Source organism: Pseudoalteromonas sp. S16_S37 (assembly GCF_014694405.1).
Lineage (GTDB): Bacteria > Pseudomonadota > Gammaproteobacteria > Enterobacterales > Alteromonadaceae > Pseudoalteromonas.
This window is the reverse complement of sequence record NZ_JAAUWV010000001.1, coordinates 26823-52268: the sequence shown is the minus strand read 5'-3', so window position 1 is coordinate 52268 and position 25446 is coordinate 26823. Positions and strand designations below refer to the sequence as shown.

27 protein-coding genes and 1 tRNA gene are annotated in these 25446 nt (G+C 43.4%); 7 read left to right on the top strand and 21 right to left on the bottom strand.

The annotated features are described in order from the left end of the window. Window positions 1-435: an ATP-dependent zinc protease family protein gene (locus tag HC733_RS00265; RefSeq protein ID WP_190363063.1), complete on the bottom strand. Its 435-nt coding sequence runs from the start codon at window positions 433-435 to the stop codon at window positions 1-3. Window positions 436-578: 143 nt separating this feature from the next. Here HC733_RS00265 and HC733_RS00260 point away from each other — a divergent pair, with 143 nt between their 5' ends. After that, window positions 579-1550 (top strand): zinc transporter ZntB, encoded by a 972-nt coding sequence (locus HC733_RS00260; RefSeq protein WP_190363062.1) that lies wholly within the window; start codon window positions 579-581, stop codon window positions 1548-1550. 22 nt (window positions 1551-1572) lie between these two features. Here the strand turns inward: HC733_RS00260 and HC733_RS00255 are convergent. Then, a tRNA-Arg gene (locus tag HC733_RS00255) sits at window positions 1573-1647 on the bottom strand. A gap of 245 nt (window positions 1648-1892) precedes the next feature. On the opposite strand from HC733_RS00255, the gene HC733_RS00250 reads away from it, so the two are divergent. Then, window positions 1893-2075, top strand: coding sequence for a helix-turn-helix domain-containing protein (locus tag HC733_RS00250; RefSeq protein ID WP_171627051.1), 183 nt, complete (start codon window positions 1893-1895; stop codon window positions 2073-2075). On the opposite strand, the gene HC733_RS00245 is transcribed toward HC733_RS00250, so the two are convergent. The 9 genes from HC733_RS00245 to HC733_RS00205 form a co-directional block, all read right to left on the bottom strand. Continuing rightward, on the bottom strand, window positions 2054-2908 hold the full coding sequence (locus tag HC733_RS00245; protein ID WP_190363061.1) for a phosphotransferase: 855 nt from the start codon (window positions 2906-2908) through the stop codon (window positions 2054-2056). The genes HC733_RS00250 and HC733_RS00245 overlap by 22 nt on opposite strands. After that, complete coding sequence (gene pnuC / locus HC733_RS00240) at window positions 2871-3497, bottom strand: nicotinamide riboside transporter PnuC (protein ID WP_190363060.1); 627 nt, start codon at window positions 3495-3497, stop codon at window positions 2871-2873. The genes HC733_RS00245 and pnuC overlap by 38 nt, the downstream gene beginning before the upstream one ends. Next, entirely contained in the window at window positions 3497-3745 is a 249-nt protein-coding gene (locus HC733_RS00235; protein ID WP_190363059.1) for a hypothetical protein, read from the bottom strand. Before HC733_RS00235 ends, pnuC begins: the two co-directional genes overlap by 1 nt. 12 nt (window positions 3746-3757) lie before the next feature. Then, a complete protein-coding gene (locus tag HC733_RS00230) occupies window positions 3758-4264 on the bottom strand; it encodes a nuclear transport factor 2 family protein (protein ID WP_190363058.1) in 507 nt (168 codons plus the stop codon). Between the two features lie 32 nt (window positions 4265-4296). Continuing rightward, window positions 4297-5679: a Gfo/Idh/MocA family protein gene (locus HC733_RS00225; RefSeq protein ID WP_190363057.1), complete on the bottom strand. Its 1383-nt coding sequence runs from the start codon at window positions 5677-5679 to the stop codon at window positions 4297-4299. A 127-nt stretch (window positions 5680-5806) separates the two neighbouring features. Next, window positions 5807-6880, bottom strand: a complete 1074-nt coding sequence (locus HC733_RS00220; protein WP_190363196.1) for a phosphotransferase enzyme family protein — start codon at window positions 6878-6880, stop codon at window positions 5807-5809. Between the two features lie 52 nt (window positions 6881-6932). Next, the gene (locus HC733_RS00215; protein WP_238937384.1) at window positions 6933-7808 is read right to left on the bottom strand and encodes an NTP transferase domain-containing protein; all 876 of its coding nucleotides are present in this window, start codon (window positions 7806-7808) and stop codon (window positions 6933-6935) included. A 93-nt stretch (window positions 7809-7901) separates the two neighbouring features. Further along, the gene (locus tag HC733_RS00210) at window positions 7902-9335 is read right to left on the bottom strand and encodes an NAD-dependent succinate-semialdehyde dehydrogenase (RefSeq protein WP_190363055.1); all 1434 of its coding nucleotides are present in this window, start codon (window positions 9333-9335) and stop codon (window positions 7902-7904) included. A 102-nt stretch (window positions 9336-9437) separates the two neighbouring features. Beyond that, entirely contained in the window at window positions 9438-10073 is a 636-nt protein-coding gene (locus HC733_RS00205; RefSeq protein WP_190363054.1) for an NAD(P)-dependent oxidoreductase, read from the bottom strand. 121 nt (window positions 10074-10194) lie between these two features. Here HC733_RS00205 and HC733_RS00200 point away from each other — a divergent pair, with 121 nt between their 5' ends. Continuing rightward, window positions 10195-11103, top strand: a complete 909-nt coding sequence (locus HC733_RS00200; RefSeq protein ID WP_190363053.1) for a LysR family transcriptional regulator — start codon at window positions 10195-10197, stop codon at window positions 11101-11103. Between the two features lie 195 nt (window positions 11104-11298). Here the strand turns inward: HC733_RS00200 and fdx are convergent, their stop codons facing one another. From fdx to trmJ, 8 genes are all read right to left on the bottom strand, one after another. Continuing rightward, window positions 11299-11637 carry an ISC system 2Fe-2S type ferredoxin gene (gene fdx / locus HC733_RS00195; protein WP_190363052.1) on the bottom strand — a complete coding sequence of 113 codons (339 nt, stop codon included), beginning with the start codon at window positions 11635-11637 and terminating at the stop codon, window positions 11299-11301. A 1-nt stretch (window position 11638) separates the two neighbouring features. After that, the gene (gene hscA / locus HC733_RS00190; protein ID WP_190363051.1) at window positions 11639-13501 is read right to left on the bottom strand and encodes a Fe-S protein assembly chaperone HscA; all 1863 of its coding nucleotides are present in this window, start codon (window positions 13499-13501) and stop codon (window positions 11639-11641) included. A gap of 45 nt (window positions 13502-13546) precedes the next feature. Then, window positions 13547-14071 (bottom strand): co-chaperone HscB, encoded by a 525-nt coding sequence (hscB, locus tag HC733_RS00185; RefSeq protein WP_190363050.1) that lies wholly within the window; start codon window positions 14069-14071, stop codon window positions 13547-13549. 96 nt (window positions 14072-14167) lie between these two features. Beyond that, on the bottom strand, window positions 14168-14491 hold the full coding sequence (iscA, locus tag HC733_RS00180; RefSeq protein ID WP_190363049.1) for an iron-sulfur cluster assembly protein IscA: 324 nt from the start codon (window positions 14489-14491) through the stop codon (window positions 14168-14170). Window positions 14492-14503: 12 nt separating this feature from the next. Continuing rightward, window positions 14504-14887, bottom strand: coding sequence for a Fe-S cluster assembly scaffold IscU (gene iscU, locus HC733_RS00175; RefSeq protein WP_190363048.1), 384 nt, complete (start codon window positions 14885-14887; stop codon window positions 14504-14506). Between the two features lie 52 nt (window positions 14888-14939). Then, complete coding sequence (locus HC733_RS00170) at window positions 14940-16154, bottom strand: IscS subfamily cysteine desulfurase (protein WP_190363047.1); 1215 nt, start codon at window positions 16152-16154, stop codon at window positions 14940-14942. A gap of 24 nt (window positions 16155-16178) precedes the next feature. After that, the gene (gene iscR, locus HC733_RS00165) at window positions 16179-16670 is read right to left on the bottom strand and encodes a Fe-S cluster assembly transcriptional regulator IscR (protein ID WP_190363046.1); all 492 of its coding nucleotides are present in this window, start codon (window positions 16668-16670) and stop codon (window positions 16179-16181) included. 226 nt (window positions 16671-16896) lie between these two features. Continuing rightward, on the bottom strand, window positions 16897-17625 hold the full coding sequence (gene trmJ, locus HC733_RS00160) for a tRNA (cytosine(32)/uridine(32)-2'-O)-methyltransferase TrmJ (RefSeq protein ID WP_190363045.1): 729 nt from the start codon (window positions 17623-17625) through the stop codon (window positions 16897-16899). A gap of 235 nt (window positions 17626-17860) precedes the next feature. Here trmJ and suhB point away from each other — a divergent pair, with 235 nt between their 5' ends. Then, on the top strand, window positions 17861-18664 hold the full coding sequence (gene suhB / locus HC733_RS00155) for an inositol-1-monophosphatase (RefSeq protein WP_152084996.1): 804 nt from the start codon (window positions 17861-17863) through the stop codon (window positions 18662-18664). A gap of 54 nt (window positions 18665-18718) precedes the next feature. On the opposite strand, the gene HC733_RS00150 is transcribed toward suhB, so the two are convergent. Next, entirely contained in the window at window positions 18719-19591 is an 873-nt protein-coding gene (locus HC733_RS00150) for a substrate-binding periplasmic protein (RefSeq protein ID WP_190363044.1), read from the bottom strand. 125 nt (window positions 19592-19716) lie between these two features. Then, a complete protein-coding gene (locus HC733_RS00145; protein ID WP_342365970.1) occupies window positions 19717-21516 on the bottom strand; it encodes a GGDEF domain-containing protein in 1800 nt (599 codons plus the stop codon). A gap of 366 nt (window positions 21517-21882) precedes the next feature. On the opposite strand from HC733_RS00145, the gene HC733_RS00140 reads away from it, so the two are divergent. From HC733_RS00140 to HC733_RS00130, 3 genes are all read left to right on the top strand, one after another. Continuing rightward, a complete protein-coding gene (locus HC733_RS00140; protein ID WP_190363042.1) occupies window positions 21883-22215 on the top strand; it encodes a hypothetical protein in 333 nt (110 codons plus the stop codon). A 100-nt stretch (window positions 22216-22315) separates the two neighbouring features. Then, entirely contained in the window at window positions 22316-23701 is a 1386-nt protein-coding gene (locus tag HC733_RS00135; RefSeq protein ID WP_190363041.1) for a TolC family protein, read from the top strand. Further along, the gene (locus tag HC733_RS00130; RefSeq protein ID WP_190363040.1) at window positions 23701-25446 is read left to right on the top strand and encodes an efflux RND transporter periplasmic adaptor subunit; all 1746 of its coding nucleotides are present in this window, start codon (window positions 23701-23703) and stop codon (window positions 25444-25446) included. Before HC733_RS00135 ends, HC733_RS00130 begins: the two co-directional genes overlap by 1 nt.

Here is a 25446-nt window from a genome sequence, read left to right as displayed (position 1 = left end):
TTATTCCGTTTTTTTAGTTAAATACGAAGCGCTTGGGTCTACAACAATACGTCCGGCCATCGCCGTTCGTCCTAATAGCATTCTAAATTTCATGTTGTCACGGTTCGTGAGAGTTAGTTCAATTGGCCAACTTTGTCCTGCAATCACTACGTTACTTTCTATAACATAGCGCATTTCTTTGTGGCCTCCAGAGTCCGTAACTTGTCTTTCATCTTTGATTGGTGCTTCACAGTACACTTCAACATCAGTTCGCTCTTGCTCTGGATGCATCCAAAATCTCACCCATGCTTCGCCCTGTTTATCAAACTGTTCAACTTTAAATGCATGCAAACAAGAAGTGCGCGCGCCAGTATCAACCTTTGCTTTAATGCGAGCTATCCCAAGTTCAGGTAAAGATAGCCACTCACGCCAACCAACATTTATCATGTCAGACATACTCGCTCCTTAAAAAAACTGTCTTATACAGTAATTTCCAGCATATAACAGCAAATATTATTTATCCAAACAATTAGCAAATCACATTGAAGTATCAATAGTTTTGTACAATCATGATAACTAGAAAAGAAAAGGAAAGTATGATGAATTCAGGTTTAGTCCATGCAGTACAATTAGATGGTTCAGGCGGCGCGACACCGCTTGATGAGCTCACTGATATCACCCAATTACAGTCACAAAAAACACCGGTTTGGCTGCATTTTGATTATAGTTCAAACGAGACCATTGACTGGTTTAAAAGCCAGCCATTCTTAGAGGAGTGGGAGTGGCAGGCAATGACGACCGATGAAACTCGGCCTCGTGTCACACAAGCTGAGAATGGCCTGTTATTATTTTTACGAGGGGTTAATTTAAACCCACAGCAAAGTCCCGAAGATATGGTGTCTATTCGCTGTTTTGTAAATGAACATATTTTAATAACCTGTCGAAAGCGTCAGCTCATGTCTGCACAAGATATCCATAACGCTTTAAAAATGGGAAAAGGTCCGAAGAATATAGCGGAGCTTTTAAGTGCTCTAGTTCAAAGGCTTACAGCCAGAATGCAGGATGTTATCTATCAAATAGATGAACAGTTGGATATCTTCGAAGACATTCTAGATAACCATGATGGTCAAATTGATGCAACCGTGCTTTCTACCACGCGACGACAAACCATTGCCCTAAAACGTTATTTAAAACCACAAAAAGTGGCTATTAGTGAGTTGCTAGAGTGCCAGCTTCCGTGGCTAGATGACGTCACCGCACACAAAATTAATGAAGCTGACAACGCGTTAAGCCGTTATGTGGAAGAGCTTGAGTCAGCGATTGAACGAGCACAAGTTATCCAGCATAGTCTGTCCAACCAACTCAGTGAGCAACTAAACCAGCGTATGTATGTAATGTCAGTCGTTGCCGCGCTTTTCTTACCGCTGGGGTTTTTAACAGGTTTGTTGGGCGTTAATATCGGTGGTATACCAGGGACAGAATCGCCTTCTGCGTTTGCACTATTTGTGATTGCGTTGTGTTTATTAACAGGTGGAATTGGCTATTACTTTAGGGCAAAACATTGGCTTTAAAACAAACTTAGCAGAGTGACACTGGCGCTCTCGGCGGGGATCGAACCTGCAACTTAGCTTCCGGAGAGCTACGTGATATCCATTTCACCACGAGAGCGCGTCAGTCGCGACAATGATAATGGCATAGCCAAATAAATACTAGTATTTGTGTGCTATATGATTAATAAACAATCTAAAATTTAAAAAAACACTATACAAGACACAAAAAACACGATATTTAACTATGCTTAATAGATACAGATGTTTAGATTGGGCTCTGTAATCGGTAATGACAACGCAACTGTCGCACCATTTATACAACAAAGCGTCATTGCAATTTTATACATCAAGAGGATTTTATTTATGACCCCTATGACTACTGAGCAAGTTGCTGAATTTTTGGGTGTTAAAGTTGAACGCGTAAAACGTCTTGCAAGAGAAAACTTACTCGTGGCAAAAGACCAAGACCCTCAAGGGCACCCTATTTTTGATAAATCTGATGTTGAAAAGTATAAAGAGCTAGCTCAACGACTTGGTGGAATTTGAGCCACACATTGATCTAATTGACGCAGCAAGGGATCTGCCAGCTCAACATAACCTCTTTGTTCATACCATTGAATGCTTAAAAGCAAATATCCGCACCGATACGCGGCTAGTTTAATGTCCGCGTATTCAGGCAAGGGTTGCTGTTGTAAGTCGTAATAAAGCGCTAGCATGTTACTGCTTTGGCTCATTGTCATGTCAAAACTACAACATAATGCAGCTAAATCGAAAAAAATATCGTTAGAAGCACAATATTCAAAGTCGATTATTTTTGTCCTTTCCTTACTTATAATTAAATTCTCACGGACAAGGTCATTGTGGCAAAAGGCCTGTGTTTTAGGGTGTTGTTCAAGCTGGGCGATACTCCATGCCAACGCTTCTTTTACATTGCCTACCAAGCTTTTCTCTAACGGCTTAAGCAGTGGGATAATATCTAGGTAATTAGCTTCTAATGATGATGGCTCAAATTGATGCACAGTTATGACGGTTTGCAGCAGCTCTTTCGTCAGCGTTGTAGGAGAGTCAATACCAGGTAAAAACTCAAAAACGGCGATGCGCATTGCTTCGCTCCAAGCATGCACTTTCGCGGTCACTTCATGACAGTGAGCCAATTGCAGCTGAGAGTTTAAAGCCAAGATAGGAAAGTTGTCTCTATAACTTTTCAAAAGTAGAGGACCTATTGAAGACTCTATCAAAAAGTTATCGTTACTCAGGCCTTTTCCCAAAGGAGTTAGCTTAAAAACGCGCACATCTGGCATTAACGCTCGAAAATAATCAAGCATTACTTGGCTGTTAAGACTACAGGTTTGCAAGTGTTTTACCTTGTCTAAGCTCATAACTCTCGTACCAGCACTTATAGCCAACACAAGAAATCAAGGTAAGCAGCATTGCCAAAGCCAAAGTCGGATAATATCCTTTCATAAAATATAAATACATGGGCGCCATGTTAATAACAATCCAATATAGCCAGTTTTCTAGTACTTTTCTTACGACCAAATAAGTCACAACAACAGCAAAACACAGTGTAAAACTCTCCACATAGCTGAACCCGATATCACTTGAGAACTCTTGCATCAATGCGCCGAGAAATATGGCAAACAAAGAAGTTAGCACAATGATACACAGATGAACTTGCAAAGACCAAGATACGATAGGCAACGGGGTGTTTATAGTACCCTGTCGCCAGACCCACCATCCCATCACCGCCATGAGCATATAATAGAAATTCAGAATTGACTCAACCAATAAGCTTCCATGCCAGTACATAAGTGCATACATCGCAGTACTTACAAACCCAGCATACCAACACCACAGGCTTTCTCGCACGGCTAACACCACATACGTAAAGCCCAACAGCACTGCCGTATACTCCCAATAAGAGGAAGTTACTAGTGTGCTTAAAAACACTGAAAATGACTCTGGCATTAGGCTGACAAATCACCGCATATAAATTTACACACAAACACAATTTTTCCATATGCTTCAAAAGACTGCTTCATATGTGTTTGCAACAAAGGCATAACGACATCATACTCGCCAAATACTTGGGTAGACATGCAGTTAGTAACAACTTTAAGTTCCGAGTGCTGATTTAAACGTTCAATAAAGTCTTTAATGAAAGGAATATAATCTTCGTGTAAGGGGTATTTACTGATCTCTACTGATATTTTCATGTATTTTCCTTATTAATCGTTAGCTTGCACTGGCACATTCAAATTTTTGCTCTGTGTAATTAAGGAACGAGGTGTGTAATTTATCCAGTCTTGTTGATAAATAATTTTTCCTTGCTCATTAAACTGTAACTTAATTAAAAACCGCCAAGGCCCTAATTCTTTTCCAAAATAAGAAAAGCGATGAAACACCCCAGAAAAAATCGCTACTCTTTGGAGATTATCAACCACTTGCTGATCCACTGAAAAAAGCGGCATGCCCTCCAGTACTGTTAATTTGCTATTTGGCCAGTCATAAAACTCTGCTATGCCTTGACGATTGCTGGCATAGTGTCCGTACAGCATATCCTCAAGCTGTGCATCTGGGGCGTAAAATGACAGGAACTGCTCAAAGTTCTGACGTTTTTGAAACACTTCAATATACTGCTCTAAGGTATTCTCTAACTCAGTTGTGTTGGGGCTTGATTGACAAGCGCTCAACCCGATAGTGATAAATACGAAAAGTATTAGTTTGTTTATCATTACTATTGCTACTTGAAATCATGGGCGCAAGTTTACGCCCCAACTATGCCTAATGGTTTGCCTTGCTGCCAGGCACCACGAGTAAAATCAGGAATATCAATAGCAGCGCTTCTATTTGCCACTGATTGAGCTGAAAGTGGTGATATCACTGACCACGCAGCACCATCATATACATCTTGGTCGAGCGGCTCACCATTGCGCAAACAATAAATCATGCGCCAAAACATCAAAAAGTCCATACCACCATGCCCGCCATTGCGCTGAGCTTCTTCGCCCATTCTCAGCCAAAGTGGATGATCGTATTTGTCGTACCAAGTTTGCATCTCATAATCCCACTCATGAAAGCTCTTGTTACCATCTTGCTCAAGTGCGATACGATTTGGAAAACCGGCAAATACACCGTTCGTGCCTTGAATGAGATTATGCCTAGAGTAAGGCCTTGGTGTTGTTGTATCGTGCTGCACCATGATACTTCTACCTTGCACGGTTTTGATCATCGTGGTGTTCATATCACCTGCAATATACTTTGCTTGGTTGCGCTGATGATCTGCTGCAAATTCACGTTTAGCATATGCTGTGCGACCCAAAGACGGAGAACTCATTGAGGTCAAATAGTCAAAACGGTCACCTCGGTTGATATTCATGTACTGAGATACTGGCCCAAGACCATGGGTAGGATACAAGTTGCCATTACGCTTGGTATGCCAATCCGTACGCCAAGACCCTGTTTTATGTTCAACCTCTTTCATTTGCCAACGTAGTTCATGAATATACGCGGCTTCGCCGTGCAGTAGCTCACCAAATAGCCCTTGTCGAACCATATTGAGCACCATCAACTCATCACGACCATAGTTGACATTTTCCATCATCATACAATGACGTTGCGTGCGCTCAGCCGTGTCGACTATGTCCCACATTTCTTCTACGCTCAGCGCCAAAGGAACTTCTACAAACGCATGTTTGTTGCTGTTCATGGTATCGATTGCCATTGGTGCATGCCATTTCCATGGCGTGGAAATAATCACAATATCAATATCATCGCGCGCGATCATATCTTGATAAGCCAGTTCAGCCCCAGTATACACGCTAGGCTTTTGCAAACCTTGCTCAAGCAGATAATTAACCGAACGATTGAGCTCTTCGTCATGGGTATCACAAATCGCCACGATGCGTGTACCTTCTATCTGGCTCATTCTTTTTACATGACCAAAGCCACGCTGGCCTACGCCAATAAATGCCACTCGTACGATATCTAGTTTCTCGCTCACCAGTCCCATAACTGAACGACCTTGGCGAGATGGCGCTATATTTGATGCATTATGCTGGGCGCATCCAGATAACGTTGTGGTAAGCGCAGCAGCACCAACAGCACTCCCCGCGGCTTTTAAAAAATCACGGCGATTCATTTTTGTCATTATGATTGTTCCTTAAAAGATACTTCACCTAGCAAGCTACCCCATCTGAGTAACAATGCAAAGTGAATGCGATTAAGTAACGGGAGCTTAAAAACACAAGGCACTTTTACCGCCTTGTGTTATTTGATTAATACTGAGACAAAATGCGTGCTAGCGTTTTTTCTTTGGCTAAAACGTCTTGATATAGCTTGAACTGATTGCGAGCACGTTGCAGATTGTGTTGCGCTCGATGAGTTGCAAAATAATTATCACCATCTAAATAGTCGGTCAAAAAACGTAAACCTATCATAAACGGCATTACTTTAGCGCCTAGCAGAAAACTTTGCTTTTCCTGTGTAGTTAAGACATCGGCAAGAGGCTCAACATAGCCTTTTACTATTGCGCTAAAAATCTCTTCTCGCACAATCACATTATCTAAGTTGAGCGAATCTTCCGCCTCAGGAGAGCAAAACGTTCGTACCATATCACCAAAGTCAAACAACCAATAACCAGGCATACAGGTATCCATATCGATAACCGCTTTGCTTTCGTTGGTTTTGCTACAAAACAACATATTGTTGATTTTTGTATCGTTATGGCAAGGTCTCAACGGAATTGTTTTGCATGTACTTTGTAACTCATCGGCGAGAGAAAACTGAGATTGGCAAAATGCGATAACATCTTCACAGTGTGCAGCACGCCCATGAGCATCATCCGCCAGCACTTTCTCAAATGTTTCAATGCGCTTAGCTAGATTATGAAAATCGGGGATAACATGATGTAATTGCTGCGCTTCAAAATCTTCAAGCGCTTTGGCAAACAATCCAAATGCATTGGCCGCAGTTTGTGCTTTGTCGATTGAATCGACCACATCTTCACTATAACTGCCGCCAATGAATTCTAATGCTCGCCATACACCACCGCTTAAATTCACTAAGTAGTCATTTTCTACCGTTGGTAAGTGCTTAATTATATTTAAACTATATTCGCCATTATTGGCTTTTTCAGCCAAGTGCTGTTCAATAGCTCTGGCGTTTTCTACCAAGTGCTCAGGCTTTGGGAATACATCTGTATTTAGTTTTTGTACTACTACCGCTTGCTTGCCATCTTTAAGCAACATCGTCGTATTAATGTGGCCATTGCCAATTGGGTTCATTACGGGTTGCTCACCTGCCAACCCAAATTGTTGTGATAGTTGTGCCGCTACTGCACTATTTTCCATGCTAACCTCATTGACTAATGGCATACAACTGTTGAGAGCCTCACTCTCATTATTAGCGTTGTTCATTTATTTTTCCTGCCACCGCTGCTAATTCTTCTTTAAACGTAACGCCATACCAATGATCTTCTGCTGAATAGACAGTCAAGTCCATATGTTTTGATACGATACATCGTTCTATACAATTCGGTAAATAATACTCTTTTTTGACATCGCTGTCATAAGTTCTTAGAAACTCGTTAAAGCCACACTCAAGTTCAGCAAAAAGAGCCTCTGTTACGCCCCAAAATGTCATTGAGGCCAATGCTGTGCCTGGCAAAATGTGAACATTACTGTCGAGCTCCCCGACTATCTCTCGTTCGCTCTTTTGGATATTTTTATATTCTTTAACAGCAACGAGTCTATTGCCTTGTAACTGGCATATCCCTCGGTTAACTCCTCCTAACGACGAAAGCGTGTCAGCCAACGCATAAGCGACCATAGCCATATTGTGAGGATAATGTTGAAAGTGACGAACCATCTGGATATATGCTTGTTTGCCATAGTAATCATCAGCCGTAATAACAATGGCGGGCCCTGTGATATGAGGCTTTGCCGTTAACAATGCATGCCCTGTTCCCCAAGGTTTTTCGCGTTGTTTGGCTAGTTCAATGAACTGCTCAGGCACATCGCTCACACGCTGCTCAACCAAAATTACTTCAAGCTCTTTCGGTAAGCGCGGTAATATTTGCTGTTCAATGGTTTGTCGAATGTGCGCATTGATCACTAATACCGTACGCCTTACACCCGCCGCAAAAGCATCTTCAATGCTTAACTCCATAATGGTGCGCTCAATACCGGGTAATAGCGCTATTTGCTTGTTACCACCAAAGCGGCTACCTAAGCCAGCAGCTAATATCACTAATGTAGGGGCGTCTACTAGTTGTTGCAACGACATTGCTCCTTGCAAAAAAGATAAAAAAGTAATCAGACGCGAAAGTGTATCTCTCTTTACAACTAATGAAAAGTCATTGCAAAAATAGCGCTAATCAAACTTTTGGCATAGATATTTAATATCAAGATACTCATCTAACCCTTGATGAGCGCCTTCACGACCTAAACCTGAATGTTTTACCCCGCCAAATGGCGCTACAGGGTTAGAGACCATCCCCTCGTTAATACCTACCATACCGTATTCAAGAGACATAGACACTCGGTGTATTTGTGAGACATCCTGCGAATAAAAATATGCCGCAAGCCCCTCTTTTACACCATTGGCGATACTCAAAGCCTGCCTTTCATCAGTAAATGACATAACACTGACCACCGGTGCAAAGATCTCTTGTTGGGCAATCTGCATTTGCGGTGTTACCCCTGTTAAAATCATCGGAGCCATAAAGCAGCCACCTAGCTCTTCTCCTTGGTACACAACCTTTGCCCCTTGCTCAACCGCTTCAGCAACAAGTTTTTGCGCCTTTTGTTTTGCTTCAAGGGTGATCAGCGGGCCAATGTCTACCCCTTCGCTTAGACCATCACCAACAACGAGTTGTGCTACTGCTTTTACGAGATGCGCTAATACCGCTTGTTCAATACTTTGTTGAATTAAAAGTCGGTTGGCAGCAACACAAGTTTGCCCAGCATTTCTAAATTTAGCTGCCATTAAACCAGTGATTGCATGATCTATATTTGCTGATTCAAAAATAATAAACGGCGCATTGCCACCTAGTTCCATAGACGTGCGCTTAATTGTGCCTGCACACTGAGAAAGTAAGGTAGCCCCAACCTTTGTTGAGCCTGTAAAAGTCAGCTTGCGGATATCCGGATTGTCGCACAGAGGTTTGATTATCCCTGCTGAATCAGAGGTGAGGAGTACTTGGAACGCCCCCTTCTCCATACCCGCTTCGAGGGCAAGTTTTGCCAGCGCAATGGCACTTAATGGGGTCTGCTCCGATGGCTTTAAAATAAAGCTACAGCCTGCGGCATACGCAGGTGCCACTTTGCGGGTGATCATCGCCAGCGGAAAATTCCACGGTGTGATACCAAGCACCACACCCACACCTTGCTTAACAGTGCTTAGCTGATGTTGTGGATCATTGGCTGGAATAATCTCGCCATAGCAGCGCTTAGCTTGCTCAGCAAACCACTGGATAAAACCAGCAGCATAGTCGACTTCTCCCATGGCCTCTTGTAGTGGCTTACCCTGCTCTTGTGTGAGCAAACGTGCCAACATTGGTTTGTGCTCAATCACCAATTCAAACCAACGCTGTAGCACCTCACTGCGCTGTGCTGCACTTGTTTGTTTTAACGCACTAAATGTAGCCAACGCGCTGTTCAGAGCCAACTCTACGCCTTGCTCGTCCACTTCTGACACATAAGCTAGTTGCTCATCATTAGCTGGATTCAACACACAAAAGTGCCGCTCCCCTGTGTATGCCTCGCCCGCTATCAGTGAATGGTTTAGCTCTGTTAACAAACTCATCTCACGCCTCCTAAAAACGCAAAAACCGTAGTATTCACTACGGTTTATATTTTATCTAATGATGTAATACTAATCTCAAACTCACATTAGAACAAACCTCAGTTAATAAGCCACACTGATCCTTTGGCGTTGATACCGATTGTTTTGCGCTTCATCAATAAGCGCCTTTGCGTAGTCCTGCACAGAAATTTTGCTGTTACCATCCGCATCCGTTAGCAACTCGTCACCACCAATGCGATATTCCCCCAAACGCTCACTAGGAAATATTTGTGCAGCAGGGCTGACGAACAACCAATTTAGTGCACTTTGGCTAGTAATGAATACCTCTAGTGCTTGCCCCTGCGCAACCGCTTCGCCCTTGTACTCGTTGGGAAAATCAGCTTGAGACAAGAGCGTTTCTCCATTTGCAACTTTTAAACTTCCCGCGCCTCCTACCCAAATAAGTCGCTCGACACCTAGTTCAGGTAGCTCCTTTAATAGCCGAGTGGCTGTGTTTGGTACAATACTATGCTCCCCATTTGCTCTGCCGCCAATGGCACTTATGACCGCATCAGCATCTGCTAACGCTTCTTTGAGTCCACCTTGTGCCAGTAAATCTAAAGCGTAGGTCGTTACATTAGAGCGATCTATCGTTGGTGCCTGACGGCTGATGGCGATCACTTGATGGCCCTGCTCAAGTGCTTCATTAACGACTGTTGAACCTATCCAACCTGTTGCGCCAATCACTGCTATTTTCATCTTTATCTCCACATCTATAACTTTATCGTTAGGACTGACGCTATTATCCAGTGGCAATAAATTGTAATAAATACTGATTTATGCACATAATTAGTTCATAAAATGAAACAAAACAATCATTATGGATAAATTTGAAGCACTGAAAAGTTTTGCTGAAGTGGCCAGTACTGGCAGTTACACACAAGCTGCTGAGCAGCTCGGTATCAGCCGCGTCAAAGTGACAAGACAAATCAAGGAGCTTGAAGACTGGCTAAACGTTCGCTTGTTGCATCGAACAACCCGCAAAGTTAGCCTAACAGCGCCTGGAGAGGAGTTAATAACACAATGTGAACGCATACTGCATGAGGTATCTCAGTTAGAGAGCATCGCTCACAGTCACAATGAAGAGCTTATTGGCGAGATCCGTATAGCTTGTCCGATTGGGCTTGGCCAAAATTTACTGTACAACGCCTTAGTCCCTTTTACTTTTAAACATCCTAAAGTACGTGTGCAGCTGGTTATGTCTGACAGCAACGCGCAACTGGTTGAAGAGCATATTGATGTAGCACTGCGTTACACCAATCAACCCAGTGACACACTCATCGCACGTAAATTAATGAGTATTGATAGTACCCTATGCTGCTCGCCACAATACTTACAAAAGCATGGGCAAATTAACTCCCTCACGCAGCTAAGTAAACACAATTGTCTTGTGCATATTCCACAAAGTAGTTGGACGTTTGTAGAACAAGAGCAGCTAAGCACTATCAGAGTGAATGGCAATATCAAAGCCAATGATGTGTCTGTGCTGATCAGGGCATGTATTGACGGTTTGGGGCTCGCCTATTTACCCTGTGACTTAGCTAACCCTCATTTACAATCTGGAAAGCTCGTTCGGCTATTACCTCACACCGTACTACCCAGCATGTCGTTATGGGCAGTGTATTTGTCTAGAAGCTATCAAAGACCGGCCGTGCGAGCATTTATTGACCATTTGGCAGCACAATGGAAAACAGATATCAAAGCACCTTATACCAATCCGCTTAACTAAGTGGTCAATTTTGAGGTAAGGCAAAAACTTAGTGATTTAGTTGTTCTAAATGAGAAGTTTTTAACGCAGCCAGCGTCAGGTTTAATCCCTCAAAATGATTAAGTGTTATTGCTAATTAGTATTAAGTTTGCCTAAATACAAAAAAGCCACAGCATGTGCTGTGGCTTTTAGAATACTTTAAATAGAGCGAAGTACTTAGTGTTCTTCATTCACTATATTTAGGTTGTACTTAGGAATTTCAACAACAAGGTCTTCATCAGCAATCACTGCTTGACAACCTAAGCGTGACTCAGCTTCTAAACCCCATGCTTTGTCTAGCATGTCATCTTCTAGCTCATCACTTTCTTCTAAAGAGTCAAACCCTTCACGAACAATAATGTGACAAGTAGTACAAGCACATGACTTTTCACAAGCATGTGGAATGCTAATGCCATTTTTAAGCGCTGCGTCTAATACCGTTTGTCCTTTTGGTGCTTCAATGGCTGCGCCTTCTGGACAAAGCTCTTCATGGGGTAAAAAGATGATTTGTGGCATATTAAACCTCGTCTACCGACTGCCCTTGCAGTGCTTTTTTGATTGATACATCCATGCGGCGCGAAGCAAACTCACTGCTCGCCGCGTCTACTTTTTCAATCGCATTTTTAATTTCATCTGGCGATTGAGCCTGCTCACGCGCTTGAGCAAGCAAAGTCATTTGTTCACGTAAGTGAGTCAGTTCTTGCTCACTGAGCAGCGCGCTGTCTGTTGCAAGTGACGCTTCTAATGCTTCTAGTACACGTAGTGCTTCCACTTGCTGCTCTTTGAGCATACGCGCTTGCATGTCTTCTTTAGCATTACTCATTGACTCTTTGAGCATTTGCGCCACTTGGTCATCGGATAAACCAAATGAAGGTTTCACCTGAATTTCAGCCTGCACGCCCGTTGATTTTTCCATCGCTGAAACACTTAGCAAACCATCCGCATCAACTTTAAAGGTCACACGAATATGCGCCGCACCCGCCGCCATCGGTGGAATGCCTTTGAGGCTAAACTTTGCTAATGAACGGCAGTCATCTACTAGCTCACGCTCACCTTGCAACACGTGCAATGACATAGCGGTTTGACCATCTTTAAAAGTAGTAAATTCTTGCGCTCGAGCAACTGGAATAGTGGTATTACGAGGAATGATTTTTTCAACCAGCCCACCCATGGTCTCTAACCCTAGCGACAATGGCAGTACATCTAACAGCAACATGTCTGAGTCAGGTTTGTTACCAACAAGAATGTCGGCTTGGATAGCCGCGCCAATCGCCACAACTCTATCAGGGTCAATTGAGGTAAGCGGTTGCTTTTCAAAAAACGCCTCTACTTGCTCACGAATAACCGGCATGCGGGTTGAACCACCGACCATAACTACTTGTAGGATTTCTTCATTACTGACACCGGCATCTTTTGCCGCACGACGACATGCGCGTAGCGTTTTTTTCACCAGCGGCATTACCAGCTCTGCAAACTCAGCGCGAGTGATAGTGACTGTGTGACTTTGCTCACGCAGTTCAAGCTTCACATTAACGGTTTCGTAGCTGCTAAGCGCTTCTTTACAGGCTTTGGCTTTATTGATGAATAAGCGCAACTCTTTGGCATTTAGATCATTAATACCCGTTTGCTGCTTAAATACGCTCACTAGCGCAGAGTCAAAATCATCACCACCTAAGCTTGAGTCACCGCCCGTGGCCAGTACTTCAAACACACCTTGGTTTAAACGTAAGATAGAAATATCAAACGTGCCGCCGCCTAAATCATATACGGCTATCACGCCTTCTTGGCCCGAGTCTAAACCATACGCCACCGCTGCAGCGGTTGGTTCATTGAGTAAACGCAGTACTTTTAAACCGGCAAGCTCTGCGGCGTCTTTAGTGCTTTGGCGCTGCGCGTCATCAAAATACGCGGGTACTGTGATCACTGCACCTTGCAACTCTTCACCGGCAAAGCTGGCCTCTGCGCGAGCGCGTAGGCTTCTTAAAATTTCAGCAGAGGCTTGCACTGGGCTTATCGGCCCTGCTACGGTGTTAACCGCCAAGCCGCTGTCAGTTTGCACAAACTCATAAGGCAATTGACCATAACTTTGCTCAATTTCTGGTTGCGTTTTACCCAAAAAGCGTTTTACTGAGATCAAGGTATTCGTTGGGTCTTCAGCCGACGCTTGTTGCGCCGCACTGCCCACAACAACATCGTCACTTTGGTAGCGTACCACCGATGGCAACATCACTGAGCCATCAAAATCAGCCAGTGTTTTTGCTTCACCGCTTTGTACTGTGGCTACCAAAGAGTTAGTCGTACCAAGGTCAATACCGACTGCTAATTTATGTTCATGTGGTGCCGCGCTCTGCCCCGGCTCAGCAATTTGCAATAATGCCATAATGCTCTTTCACTTTTAGACTCGCTTTAACAACGGGTCGAGAAATTAATCAAATAAATTGTCTTCGATACGCGCTAATTCGTCACGCAACTTGTATACAAACTTAAGCTTACGAATATTGTCGGCAGCTAACTGTAAATCTTGCTCACTGTCGCTGCTAAGTTGCTGTGCCAATTGCTGGCTAAATTCAACATCCAGCGCTTTTATTTGTTGCTCAAACTGCTCAATCGCCGCTTCCACATCATCACTTTGCGGCAACTCTTCAAGCGCTTCACGCATCTCCATTTGCTGCATCAAAAATATCGGATCTTGCAGTGTTTGCTGCTCAGCACGTATATCAACACCGCGCTCGCTAAGCATGTATTCAGCGCGTTTTACTGGATGTTTTAGTACCGCAAGTGCATCGTTTATTTCCGCTGTTTTTTGTACTGCCAGCAGTTTTTCTCGTTCACCTTTTCCGGCGAAGCGATCGGGATGCACCACGCGTTGCAGCTCTAGGTATTGCTGATTTATTTTTGCAAGATCAACATTATAATCGACTGGAATGTTAAATAACTCAAAATAGCGCATGTCTTTTACTTACCTAAGATGTGCGCTTTACGCGCATTGCAAATATACGACAAAGCCCTACCAAGGCAGGGCTTTGAAAATCAACCAGTTCGGCGTTTATACCGTAAAGCTCTCGCCACAACCACATTCGTCTTTTTGATTTGGGTTATTAAACTTAAACCCTTCATTAAGACCTTCTTTGGTGTAATCAAGCTCGGTGCCGTCAATATAAACTAGGCTTTTGGCATCGACGATGATTTTTACATCATTGTGCTCAAATACTTCATCGCCTTCGCCTAGTTCGTCAACAAACTCTAGTACATATGCAAGACCTGAACAGCCCGTGGTTTTAATGCCAACACGTAAACCAATGCCTTTGCCACGATTTGCTAAAAAGGCCTGAACTCGGTTTGCCGCTGCGTCTGTCAATGTCACTGCCATGGTTCTTTACTCTTACTTCGCTTGTTTACTTTTATAATCTGCAATTGCTGCTTGAATGGCGTCTTCTGCCAAAATTGAGCAGTGAATTTTCACTGGCGGTAGCTCTAGCTCAGCGCTAATATCTGTATTTTTGATAGTCGCCGCTTCTTCTAGCGTTTTACCTTTAACCCACTCAGTTACTAATGATGATGATGCAATTGCACTACCACAACCGTATGTTTTAAATTTAGCGTCTTCGATAATACCTTGATCAGACACCTTAATTTGTAGCTTCATTACATCACCACACGCAGGCGCACCTACCATACCAGTTGCTACGCTTGGGTCATTTTTATCTAATGAACCAACGTTACGTGGGTTTTCCACGTGGTCTATTACTTTTTCACTGTAAGCCATAACTATTTCCTCACTATGTGCTCATAACGCTTGGCTACAAGCAAAAATTTGCTTAATGATGTGCCCATTCAACGCTATCTAGGTCGATGCCTTCTTGATGCATTTCCCAAAGCGGTGACATTTCACGTAAACGGCCAATTGAATTTTTGATTAGGTTGACGGTGTAATCAATTTCTTCTTCCGTTGTGAAGCGGCCAATACTAAAACGAATTGAGCTATGCGCTAATTCATCGTTACGCCCTAATGCGCGTAGCACATAAGAGGGCTCTAAGCTTGCTGACGTACAAGCTGAACCAGATGAAACCGCAATGTCTTTTACTGCCATCAACAATGACTCACCTTCAACAAAGTTAAAGCTGATGTTCACAATGCCTGGTACCGACTGGTCAATAGCGCCGTTAAAATACACTTCATCCATATCCATTACGCCGTCAATTAAACGCTGACGTAATGCGCTGATGTGAGCGTGGTCTTTTTCAAAGTCTTCTTTAGCGATACGAAACGCAGTGCCCATACCAACTAACTGGTGTGTTGCTAATGTGCCAGAGCGCATACCACGCTCATGACCACCACCGTGCATTTGCGCTTCTAAGCGTGCACGTGGCTTACGGCGAACATACAACGCACCAACGCCTTTAGGGCCATACACTTTGTGACCTGAGAATGACATGAAATCAACTTTCAATTCTTGTAAGTCAATTTTTACTTTGCCAGCGCTTTGTGCCCCATCAACATGAAACATAATTTTGCGCTCACGGCACATTTCGCCAATTGTGGCAATATCTTGAATAACGCCTAGCTCATTGTTCACGTGCATTACGCTCACTAAAATAGTGTCGTCACGCATTGCCGCTTCAAGCTTTTTCAAATCAAGTAAACCGTTTTCTTCCACTTCCATGTACGTAACTTCGAAGCCTTGACGCTCAAGTTCACGACACGTATCTAGCACTGCTTTGTGCTCGGTTTTAACGGTAATAATGTGCTTGCCTTTCTTTTTATAGAAATGCGCCGCACCTTTAATTGCCAAGTTATTTGACTCAGTAGCACCCGAAGTGAATACGATCTCGCGCGGATCCGCGTTAATTAAATCAGCGATATCATTACGCGCTTGGTCCACTAATTCTTCAGCCTGCCAACCGAAACGGTGCGAGCGTGAAGCTGGGTTACCAAAATTGCCATCCATTGTCAGGCATTGCATCATTTCGTCTGCAACGCGCTGATCAACCGGAGTGGTTGCTGCATAATCTAGATAAATCGGTAATTTCATTTGTTTCTCCGCTTGACGTCAACCTTACAGTTGACAGCTCACTTGAATATTGTCTAATTGCTTCATCGCACTGTTGACGCTTCTGTCCTGACGCGATGCAACAGATTGCACATCAGAATTAGCGACTAACTCGGCAAGGGAAATATTGTTTAAAAACTCTTCGATGCGCACACTTAAATCTGACCAAAGTGTATGAGTTAAGCAACGCATACCACTTTGGCAACCGCCCCCTTCTCCGTGGCAACGCGTAGCGTCTACAGACTCATCAACCGCATTGATAACATCTCCCACCGAAATACTCTGCACATCACGACCAAGTAGATAGCCGCCGCCCGGACCACGCACAGATCTGACTAATCCGTGTTTACGTAATCGAGCAAATAATTGTTCAAGGTAAGATAAAGATATTTCCTGACGCTCTGAAATATCTGCCAGCGGGACCGGACCAATTTCGGCATGCAAGGCAACGTCTAACATTGCTGTTACTGCGTATCTGCCTTTTGATGTCAGTTTCATGAAGCCCCCTAGCTTTTTTACCAAGCCGCAAATTTTAATTACCTGACTAGGATAGTCAAGTATTACTAACGAGTAATACGACTAAAGTTAGCCAATACCCGAGTAAAATAGTCAAGTACTAACTTCATTGTAATTACCTGAGTAATTTAGTCAAGTATTATCTCCGTCAATAGCCGCTCATTTTTAAAGCATAAAAGTACCTTTCAAAACGGCGAGACGGCTGAGGTTATTTGTTGTTTGTTGACTTATTAATTGAAGTCAAAATACCACGCAAAATATTGAGTTCTTGATCTTCTGGTCGTGCGCGATTGAATAAACGCTTAAGTTTGGTCATCACCATGCCTGGGTGTTGCTTGATGATAAAACCCGTTTCATTGAGTGTGCTCTCTAAGTGCTCGTAAAATAGCGCCATTTGCTTAGCACTTGGGTAAACAGCGTCATCTACTTCAGGTTGTGCATCTTGCGTATCTAAAAACGCCATGCGCGTTTCGTAGGTAAGCGTTTGCACAGCCATCGCTAAATTTAACGAGCTGTATTCAGGGTTAGCAGGAATACAAACATGGTAGTTACATAGTTGTAGTTCTTCGTTTGTTAGCCCACTGTTTTCACGACCAAAAACCAGTGCCACAGGCCCATAATTCGATTCATTTACTAACTTTTGTGCACATTCTCTTGGTTCAACCATTGGCCAAGAAAGTGTACGAGAGCGCGCACTCGTACCGATTGTCAGCGCACAGTCTTCAATTGCTTCTGATAGCTCTTTAACAATCGTCGCATTACCCAAAACATCCGTCGCGCCTGCCGCCAATGCACTGGCGTGGCTGTCTACTTCACATGCTGGGTCGACTAAATATAATTTAGATAGACCCATGGTTTTCATCGCACGAGCTACTGAGCCAATGTTACCTGAGTGAGATGTGTTTACTAACACGATACGAATGTCTTCTAATGCCATTGATAAACAAGCCTTGAAAAAAATAATGGCGAAGTTTACCACAGCCACGGGGGGGCACCATAGTAAAAAGCGCATTAACTAACCCGAACGCGAGATAACTAATTCCTTTTTCAGAACAGTGCAGTACAAAAAAGCAGCGATTTTATTTCTGTTTGCTTATTTACTTTGTAATAAAAATCGCTAAAATACGCCGGCTCTATACGAATATGTTCTTTTACAACTCAAAGGTAATGCTATGCATCCAATGTTAAACATTGCGGTACGCGCTGCGCGTAATGCAGGTAAAGTGATCTTACGTGCATGTGAAGATTTATCAAAAGTCGAAGCTCAACAAAAGGGTACTAACGACTTTGTTACTAACGTAGACAAAGACGCTGAAGCCGTCATCCGTGATACCATTCTTAAAGCCTTTCCTGAACACTCTATTGTGGGTGAAGAACTAGGAGTAATTGAAGGCAAAGATGCTGATTACCAATGGGTTATCGATCCTCTTGATGGCACAACTAACTTCATCAAAGGCATTCCTCATTTTGCTGTTTCTATCGCCTTAAAAGTAAAAGGCCGTGTTGAACAGGCTGTTATTTATGATCCAATCCGCAGTGAGCTTTTCACCGCGTCACGTGGTCAAGGCGCGCAGTTAAACTCTAAGCGTATCCGCGTTACAAAAAGTACTGAGATTGCAGGCTCTGTTCTTGGCACTGGTTTCCCATTTAAGCAAAAACATCACATTGATGCGTACACAGAAGCATTTAAAGCACTGTTTGTACACACAGCTGACATCCGTCGTGCAGGTTCTGCAGCGCTTGATATGGCTTATGTTGCGGCAGGTCGTCTAGATGGTTTCTTTGAAATCGGCCTTAAGCCTTGGGATACAGCGGCAGGTGAACTACTGGTTAAAGAAGCCGGCGGTATGGTAATGGACTTTGCAGGTGGTGCAGGTTACAACCAAAGCGGTAACATTATCTGTGGTGCCCCTAAACTTTGCCAATTAATGGTAAAAGAAATGCGTCCAGTACTTACTGAGTCACTACTACGCTAATAACATTGTGCATTACGTAATGTAAAAAGGAGCCTAGGCTCCTTTTTTAATGCCTCACTTTTCTTGCTCGGCGGGTAAATTATCATTCAATACCACCGCAGGTGCGGGTAATTCTGCCACTGTAGGCATGTTGAAATACGGATTTTCCAACTCCAGTACCGTGGTGTTTTCATCAAACGGTAGCTGTGCCAACATACCTGCAAAGTAGCGCTCAAACAACGCATCAAATTCACCTGACGCTTGTAGCTTAGCAAGCCCCACTGTTAACGCATTGGCCAGTTGTGGCTTATCTTTGTTAACGAAAAAATAAAAGGCACTGGGGTAGTACAAATACACGCTCGGTAAAATCACCAAGTTATCAACATTTTGCGCTGTCAACTCGGCGCCTACTTCAATAAACGAGCGAGGAAAATAATCTAGCCGACCACGCGAAACCATTGCAAACATGGCAGGATAATTAGCCATAGGTCTAACCGTTAAGTTATTGTGGCCTAATATTTTTGTATCGGGCCAATCATGTCCTTGCACGGCGCTTAATTTAGCTAACTCGGCCAAAGACTTTACATCATCAAATTGAGATAAATGGGTTTTATTCACCAGTAATGCACGTTTACCAATAAAGCCTTTGAACAGTGGTACTCGAATGGCTGTGGCAAGTTGCTCTCGCTCGGGGCTGGTCATACTCCAGTGTAAGTCTACTTCACCTTGACCAAGTGCAAGCAAGGTTCGCTGCTGATGAGGATGCACCTTTACGTGTTCAATTTTTACATCATAGTCAGCTTTTTTGAGGGCTAAATCGAGCAGCTCGTATAAATATAAATCTCTGTCGTATAAAGTACGCTGTTCTTTGGCGACATAAATGGTTTGTGTCGCAACTACGGAGCTCGCCCAACTACACAATAGGCACAGTAATACGAATTTACGCATATATCTGTTCCACACTTGTTTTTGTTTACGCTACACCCAGCCGAGTTTTTACTCAAGTATTTATGAATGTTTTTATTGCACAATACGCACCCATTGAGTCCAAAAAGCCGTCCTTTGCGGTGTTATTATGCAGAACACTCGGTCTGTACCTGCCCATGTCTCACAGTGGAAACAGTTGGACGACGTCGATTACAAACAAATAAATAGCTATTTCGATAACGTTTGGCTTCCTTTTTCGCATCCGTTGCTAACGCTGCAACCTGATGACTGTTTTTACAGCTCTCTAAATCAGGCCTTACCAATCCTATAGAAAGCGTTAAAAGCGGCACAAACTGCTTTTGGCCTTCACGATTTGTTGCCCAATACCCACCAGACTTAACATGCTCAGGGGTAAAGAATGCTTTTGATTGTTGCTCAAACTCACTGATTATTTGGTGGCAAAGCTGCTGTGCATCATCACCATCAAACACCACCATAAAATCATCGCCACCGATATGCCCAACAAAACAAGGGCTGTTCTCACAGGCTTGAACGGTCACCTCGGCGAGTAGCTTGATCACGCTGTCGCCACTGGCATAGCCATATAGATCATTAAATTGCTTAAAATGGTTTAAGTCTATGTAAGCCAATGAAAAACCTGATTGTTTGCGCAAGCGTGTTTCAATCGCCTCATTAATCGCAACGTTGCCAGGCAGCATAGTTAAGGGGTTAGCATGTTGCGCATGACGAATTTTTTCTTCGGTGATATGTTTTAGTATGTCCCGCAAAGGCGCTAAGCCTAAATATTTGCTTTCTCGGGTAATAATGATGTGGCGGCGAATATCAAACTCTTGCTCGGTGATCTGTTGGCTCACCTGATCAAGCTGCGCATTTTCATCAACAACAAGTGGCTGCTTATCCATCAGCTCCATCACTGATTTTTTGGCATAGAGCGCATGACCATAAGGCGCCGCAAATACTTCTGTAAGTTGGTCTCTGTGCAACAAGCCAATGGGTTCTCGATTATCGTTAACCACCGCTAAGCTCATCAACTTTTTATCTAATTCAAAGCTTTTGTGCGCATCTTTACATTGCGTACACTGATGAATGGCATTTTGTGCCATTGCCAACCAGCCTATCGACATCGAATGCTCGTTAGAAGGTACTTGTGGCTTTAGATTTAATGCCGACCATTGACTGGCATCTAAGTCTATTACCGGCTCACTTTGCGGGTACGCCAGCAAAAAACCTTGGGCATTTACAATGCCTAGTTTTTCGAGCAAGACAAGCTCTTCAACCCGCTCTATTCCCTCAGCGATTACCGATGTACTGGTGGCTTTAGCTAATTCAATAATAGATTTTAAGAACTCTCGTTTAACAATGCTTTGGTCACAAAAGTCGATAAAATAGCGGTCAACTTTAACATATTCAGGGCATAACTCTGACCACTGCTTTAAACCTGAGTAACCCGCACCTAAATCGTCAATAGCGATGTTAAAACCAAGCTGGCGATAATGCTCAATGGTTTTAAGCAGTAAAAAACCATCATCAACTCGGTCTTGCTCGGTTACTTCAATCACAACTCGATTGGCTGCTAAACCGTATTTTTCGACCAAGTCACGAGTTTCACCTCTAGGGTGACTTGGATCAAGTAATGCACTGGGGCTGACATTCAAGAACAATTTACCAGGCAATTGCTGCATCATAAATCGCTCTATCGCTTTTTCACGACATAACAATTCAAGCTCCGACAACTTGTTATGTACACTGGCCGCTTGAAATAGCCTGTCGGGCATTTCTAAGCAACCCACACCGCGACTTAAGGCCTCAAACCCAAGTACCTCTTGCTTGCTAATATCATAAATTGGTTGAAATAAAGTTGTTACAGTGCCGTGCTCTAATATGTTCTGTAGTATATTTTTTTCTAGCTCAGCGACTTTATTCACACCCATAACCAACAAACAATTGACCAAATAATAGCCCAGCAAACTAGCAAGGTTTCATGACATTTTTGTGTCAATTATAGGAATATATCAGCGTGCTATTACTCTAATAATCTCAACAAAGACACGCTTACCGCGCAATCGTGCTGTGCAGCTGGGATTATGCCCTTGCCTACAACAGAGTGTTTATTAGATTGAAATTTATTCAGCAATTTTGAGTCTGAGTTATTTAATACTTGAATTAATATCACGCAAATTATTAACAAATTTATGGATCTTGGTATCAGCGTTTTATTTTAAAAACCTTGGCAATTTACTTACCATAAAAATTGTCGTAGCATTCGTACTACTTATGCTATTGAGTTTGCCATGTTTAAGCCAATTTCTACCATATTAGTTGCATTAGCTATCTTGATTGCTCTGACAGGGCAAGCGATGGCGGTGGCTACTATGCCGTGCGAAATGGCGCTAACTAATCATCAAAGCATGATGAGTATGGATCATGAGCAAATGCAAGGCGCCATGGACTGCTGTGATACACAATGTACTTGCCCTGCCAGCGCATGTTTATCCATAGTCTATCTAGATACCGTGCACCTTCTTGCGTTTGAGTATCTCCTAGCAGAGCCTAGACTACCTCTTTTACCACAATCTCCCCACGCGGTTAGCGCTTCTCTTTATCGTCCACCGATTTTTGCCTAATACGGGACAGGTGCGCCTAAAATTTGGTGTATCTACCGCTTACTTTGTTTAAAAAACCACTATTATCATATAATTAAATCCAATTTAGGTTGGTAAAACCATGACAAAATTATTTATACAAGCGGCATTAGCGAGTTTATTGATACCACTTTGTGCCAGCGCCAATGCTGAGCAAACTGATCAACAAATAATATCGCTCAATGATGCCATTTCGCTGGCGCAGCAAAACGACCCTTGGTTACATAGCAGTCGTTTAAAGCAAAGCGCTGTTGAGCATCAGAGTGTTGCAGCAGGAACGCTCGCTGACCCAAAAGTGTCTATCGGTATGATGAACTTACCCACTGATGGCTGGGATTTTGCGCAAGAAGGGATGACCCAGTTTAAAGTGGGTGTATCGCAAATGTTCCCAAGAGGCGATAGCTTGGCGATTAAATCTGCTCAGCTAAAAACCTCTGCACAACAATTCCCATTACAGCGAGAAGACCGCCACGCGCAACTCACACAGCTCATTTCAAAGCTGTGGTTAGAAGCCTATTTAGCTCAGCGCACCATCGCATTAATTAATCAAGACCGTGTCTTGTTTGAACAGATGGCCCAAATCGCCAAAGCCAATTATTCCAACGCGATTGGTAAAACAAGACAGCAAGATGTCATTCGAGCGCAGTTAGAAATCATTCAGCTTGAGGACCGTTTAACGGTTGAGCAGCAAAAGCTAGACACCGCTTTGGAACGTTTAAATGAGTGGTTACAGTTATTCAGTGTAGATAGTCTTGATGATCTGCAAAGTTTAAAAGCTGCCACGCTCCCTATTGTGTTGCCCAATGAGCTACCCAAAATCACTTTGGCATATGCACAACAGCTCAAACCTACTGCATACAAACGCAGCGAGGCTGTAACACTACTGCTTAACCACCCTGCACTGCGCGCGATTGATGTAAAGCACCAAGTTTCTAAAAAGGCAATCGAACTCACTGAGCAACAATATAAACCGCAATGGGGCGTTAATGCCAGCTATGGCTATCGCGACGATATGCCCTCAGGCAGCAGTCGAGCAGACTTGTTCTCTATAGGTGTGTCGTTTGATTTGCCTTTATTTACCGAGAATAAACAAGATAAGCAAGTTGCGGCGGCCGTGGCCGAATCTGAAGCTATCAAAACAGACAAATACGTTATGCTAAAACAAATGCTCAGCGAGCTGGAAAAAGAACTGGCACAGTTACAGCGTTTATCTGAGCGACAAGCGCTATACAAACAGCAACTTATTGAGCAAACCCATCATCAAGCTGAGGCGGCATTAACGGCCTATACCAATGACGATGGCGATTTTTCTGACGTGGTTCGCGCTAGGATCACAGAACTCAATGCCAATATTGCCGCATTAAAAATTGATGTGGATGCACTGAAATCCGTAGCCAAAATCAACTATCTATTAACGCAATCCAATCACAGCGTCGCTGAGCAAACAAACCAGCAAGGAGACCAATAATGTCAGAGAATAAAACAACGCTTATTGCCTTAGTGGTCGGCCTAGCATTGGGTGTAGGGATAACTGCCAGCTTGCAAAATACAGACTCAAGCAACGACTCACATTCAGCACAAACAGATAGTTCTGGAGAAAAAAAGCCACTGTATTGGGTTGCGCCAATGGACTCGAACTACCGTCGCGATAAGCCAGGGAAATCGCCCATGGGCATGGACTTAGTGCCTATTTATGAAGAAAATAGCGGTGACTACAGTGGCCCAGGTAGCGTTAAAATTGCCCCTCACGTGGTCAATAATCTAGGGGTGAGAACCGCCCCGGTTGAATTTAAGAGCATGCACACGCAAATATCTACCGTGGGTTATGTACAATACGACGAAGATCAACTAGTGCATATCCACCCACGAGTCGATGGTTGGGTCGAAAAACTTTACATCAAAGCAGTAGGTAACCCAGTTGAAAAAGGCCAAGCGTTATATACCTTGTACTCTCCACAATTGGTAAATGCTCAAGAAGAGCTACTGATTGCCTTAAAGCGTAACAATGGCTCGCTTATCAATGCTGCTAAAGACAGGCTTAAAGCCCTGCAACTATCTGAGCAGTTTATTCACGAGTTAGAAAAAACCCAAAAGGTACATCAAACCATTACCTTCTACTCACCGCAATCTGGAGTGATTGATGGGCTGAAGATCCGCGAAGGCTTCTATGTCAAACCGGGCAATACTTTAATGAGCATTGCTAAGTTGGATCAGGTGTGGGTTGAGGCTGAGGTTTTCGAGCGCGATACCGCGTTAATTAAACAAGGTCTACCAGTAACCATGACGCTAGATTACCTGCCCGGTAAAACATGGCAAGGCAGCGTTGATTACGTCTACCCGGTGCTTAACAGTAAAACGCGCACACTACGAGTACGTCTTAAATTTGATAACCCAAATTATGAGCTAAAACCCAATATGTTTGCGCAAGTGGCCATTGACGCAAACCTTGATGATCCGGTGATTTTGGTGCCTAAAGAATCGGTGATCCGCACTGGTAAGCAAGACCGCGTGGTATTAGCACTCGGTGACGGTCAATTTAAATCAGTCGCAGTAACCATTGGCCGTGTGGGTGAGCAGTACATCGAGGTGTTAGAAGGGTTGAACCAAGATGACAAAGTCGTCACCTCTGCACAGTTCTTGATCGACTCAGAATCAAGCAAGAACTCCGACTTTAAACGTATGGAAGACAATGCACCCGCCAACGCAGTTTGGATGCAAGGTGAAATAAACAGCGTAATGGCCAGTCACAACATGGTGAATATTACCCATGACCCTGTTAAAGAATGGGATTGGCCTGCGATGACGATGGACTTTGATGTTGCCGAGCAAGTAGACATCAACACCTTAAAAGCCGGTCAAACTCTGCATTTTGAAGTAACTAAAACCGATGATGGTAACTATCAAGTAACTGGCATTCACATTATGTCAGAGCCTTCAGATGAGGTGTCTAGCGCAACCGTTGATGGCCTGATCAATACTATCGATAAACAAAGCAGAGTGTTAAATATTAGCCGTGGCGCGATAGAAAAGTGGGACCGCCCTGCTGCCACTATGGACTTTTTAGTCAGCGATGAAATTGATTTGAGCCAATTCAGCACAGGGGATGAAATTACCTTTACCTTTGAGATTAGAGATGACTTTGTAGTCACCGAGATAGCGCTCAAAGCCCTTGATAATAGCGATGCGCACAATGCGCACGCAGATCATAAATAA

Coding starts and splice junctions, on each gene's coding strand:
- HC733_RS00235 (WP_190363059.1), bottom strand. CDS start 3,745: ATGAAAATATCAGTAGAGATCAGTAAATACCCCTTACACGAAGATTAT.
- HC733_RS00230 (WP_190363058.1), bottom strand. CDS start 4,264: ATGATAAACAAACTAATACTTTTCGTATTTATCACTATCGGGTTGAGC.
- suhB (WP_152084996.1), top strand. CDS start 17,861: ATGCATCCAATGTTAAACATTGCGGTACGCGCTGCGCGTAATGCAGGT.
- HC733_RS00150 (WP_190363044.1), bottom strand. CDS start 19,591: ATGCGTAAATTCGTATTACTGTGCCTATTGTGTAGTTGGGCGAGCTCC.
- HC733_RS00260 (WP_190363062.1), top strand. CDS start 579: ATGAATTCAGGTTTAGTCCATGCAGTACAATTAGATGGTTCAGGCGGC.
- HC733_RS00130 (WP_190363040.1), top strand. CDS start 23,701: ATGTCAGAGAATAAAACAACGCTTATTGCCTTAGTGGTCGGCCTAGCA.
- hscB (WP_190363050.1), bottom strand. CDS start 14,071: ATGCGCTATTTTGAGTTATTTAACATTCCAGTCGATTATAATGTTGAT.
- HC733_RS00210 (WP_190363055.1), bottom strand. CDS start 9,335: ATGAGTTTGTTAACAGAGCTAAACCATTCACTGATAGCGGGCGAGGCA.
- HC733_RS00135 (WP_190363041.1), top strand. CDS start 22,316: ATGACAAAATTATTTATACAAGCGGCATTAGCGAGTTTATTGATACCA.
- HC733_RS00225 (WP_190363057.1), bottom strand. CDS start 5,679: ATGACAAAAATGAATCGCCGTGATTTTTTAAAAGCCGCGGGGAGTGCT.
- HC733_RS00140 (WP_190363042.1), top strand. CDS start 21,883: ATGTTTAAGCCAATTTCTACCATATTAGTTGCATTAGCTATCTTGATT.
- iscR (WP_190363046.1), bottom strand. CDS start 16,670: ATGAAACTGACATCAAAAGGCAGATACGCAGTAACAGCAATGTTAGAC.
- HC733_RS00245 (WP_190363061.1), bottom strand. CDS start 2,908: ATGAGCTTAGACAAGGTAAAACACTTGCAAACCTGTAGTCTTAACAGC.
- trmJ (WP_190363045.1), bottom strand. CDS start 17,625: ATGGCATTAGAAGACATTCGTATCGTGTTAGTAAACACATCTCACTCA.
- iscA (WP_190363049.1), bottom strand. CDS start 14,491: ATGGCAGTGACATTGACAGACGCAGCGGCAAACCGAGTTCAGGCCTTT.
- HC733_RS00220 (WP_190363196.1), bottom strand. CDS start 6,880: ATGGAAAATAGTGCAGTAGCGGCACAACTATCACAACAATTTGGGTTG.
- iscU (WP_190363048.1), bottom strand. CDS start 14,887: ATGGCTTACAGTGAAAAAGTAATAGACCACGTGGAAAACCCACGTAAC.
- HC733_RS00170 (WP_190363047.1), bottom strand. CDS start 16,154: ATGAAATTACCGATTTATCTAGATTATGCAGCAACCACTCCGGTTGAT.
- HC733_RS00200 (WP_190363053.1), top strand. CDS start 10,195: ATGGATAAATTTGAAGCACTGAAAAGTTTTGCTGAAGTGGCCAGTACT.
- hscA (WP_190363051.1), bottom strand. CDS start 13,501: ATGGCATTATTGCAAATTGCTGAGCCGGGGCAGAGCGCGGCACCACAT.
- HC733_RS00250 (WP_171627051.1), top strand. CDS start 1,893: ATGACCCCTATGACTACTGAGCAAGTTGCTGAATTTTTGGGTGTTAAA.
- HC733_RS00265 (WP_190363063.1), bottom strand. CDS start 435: ATGTCTGACATGATAAATGTTGGTTGGCGTGAGTGGCTATCTTTACCT.
- HC733_RS00205 (WP_190363054.1), bottom strand. CDS start 10,073: ATGAAAATAGCAGTGATTGGCGCAACAGGTTGGATAGGTTCAACAGTC.
- fdx (WP_190363052.1), bottom strand. CDS start 11,637: ATGCCACAAATCATCTTTTTACCCCATGAAGAGCTTTGTCCAGAAGGC.
- pnuC (WP_190363060.1), bottom strand. CDS start 3,497: ATGCCAGAGTCATTTTCAGTGTTTTTAAGCACACTAGTAACTTCCTCT.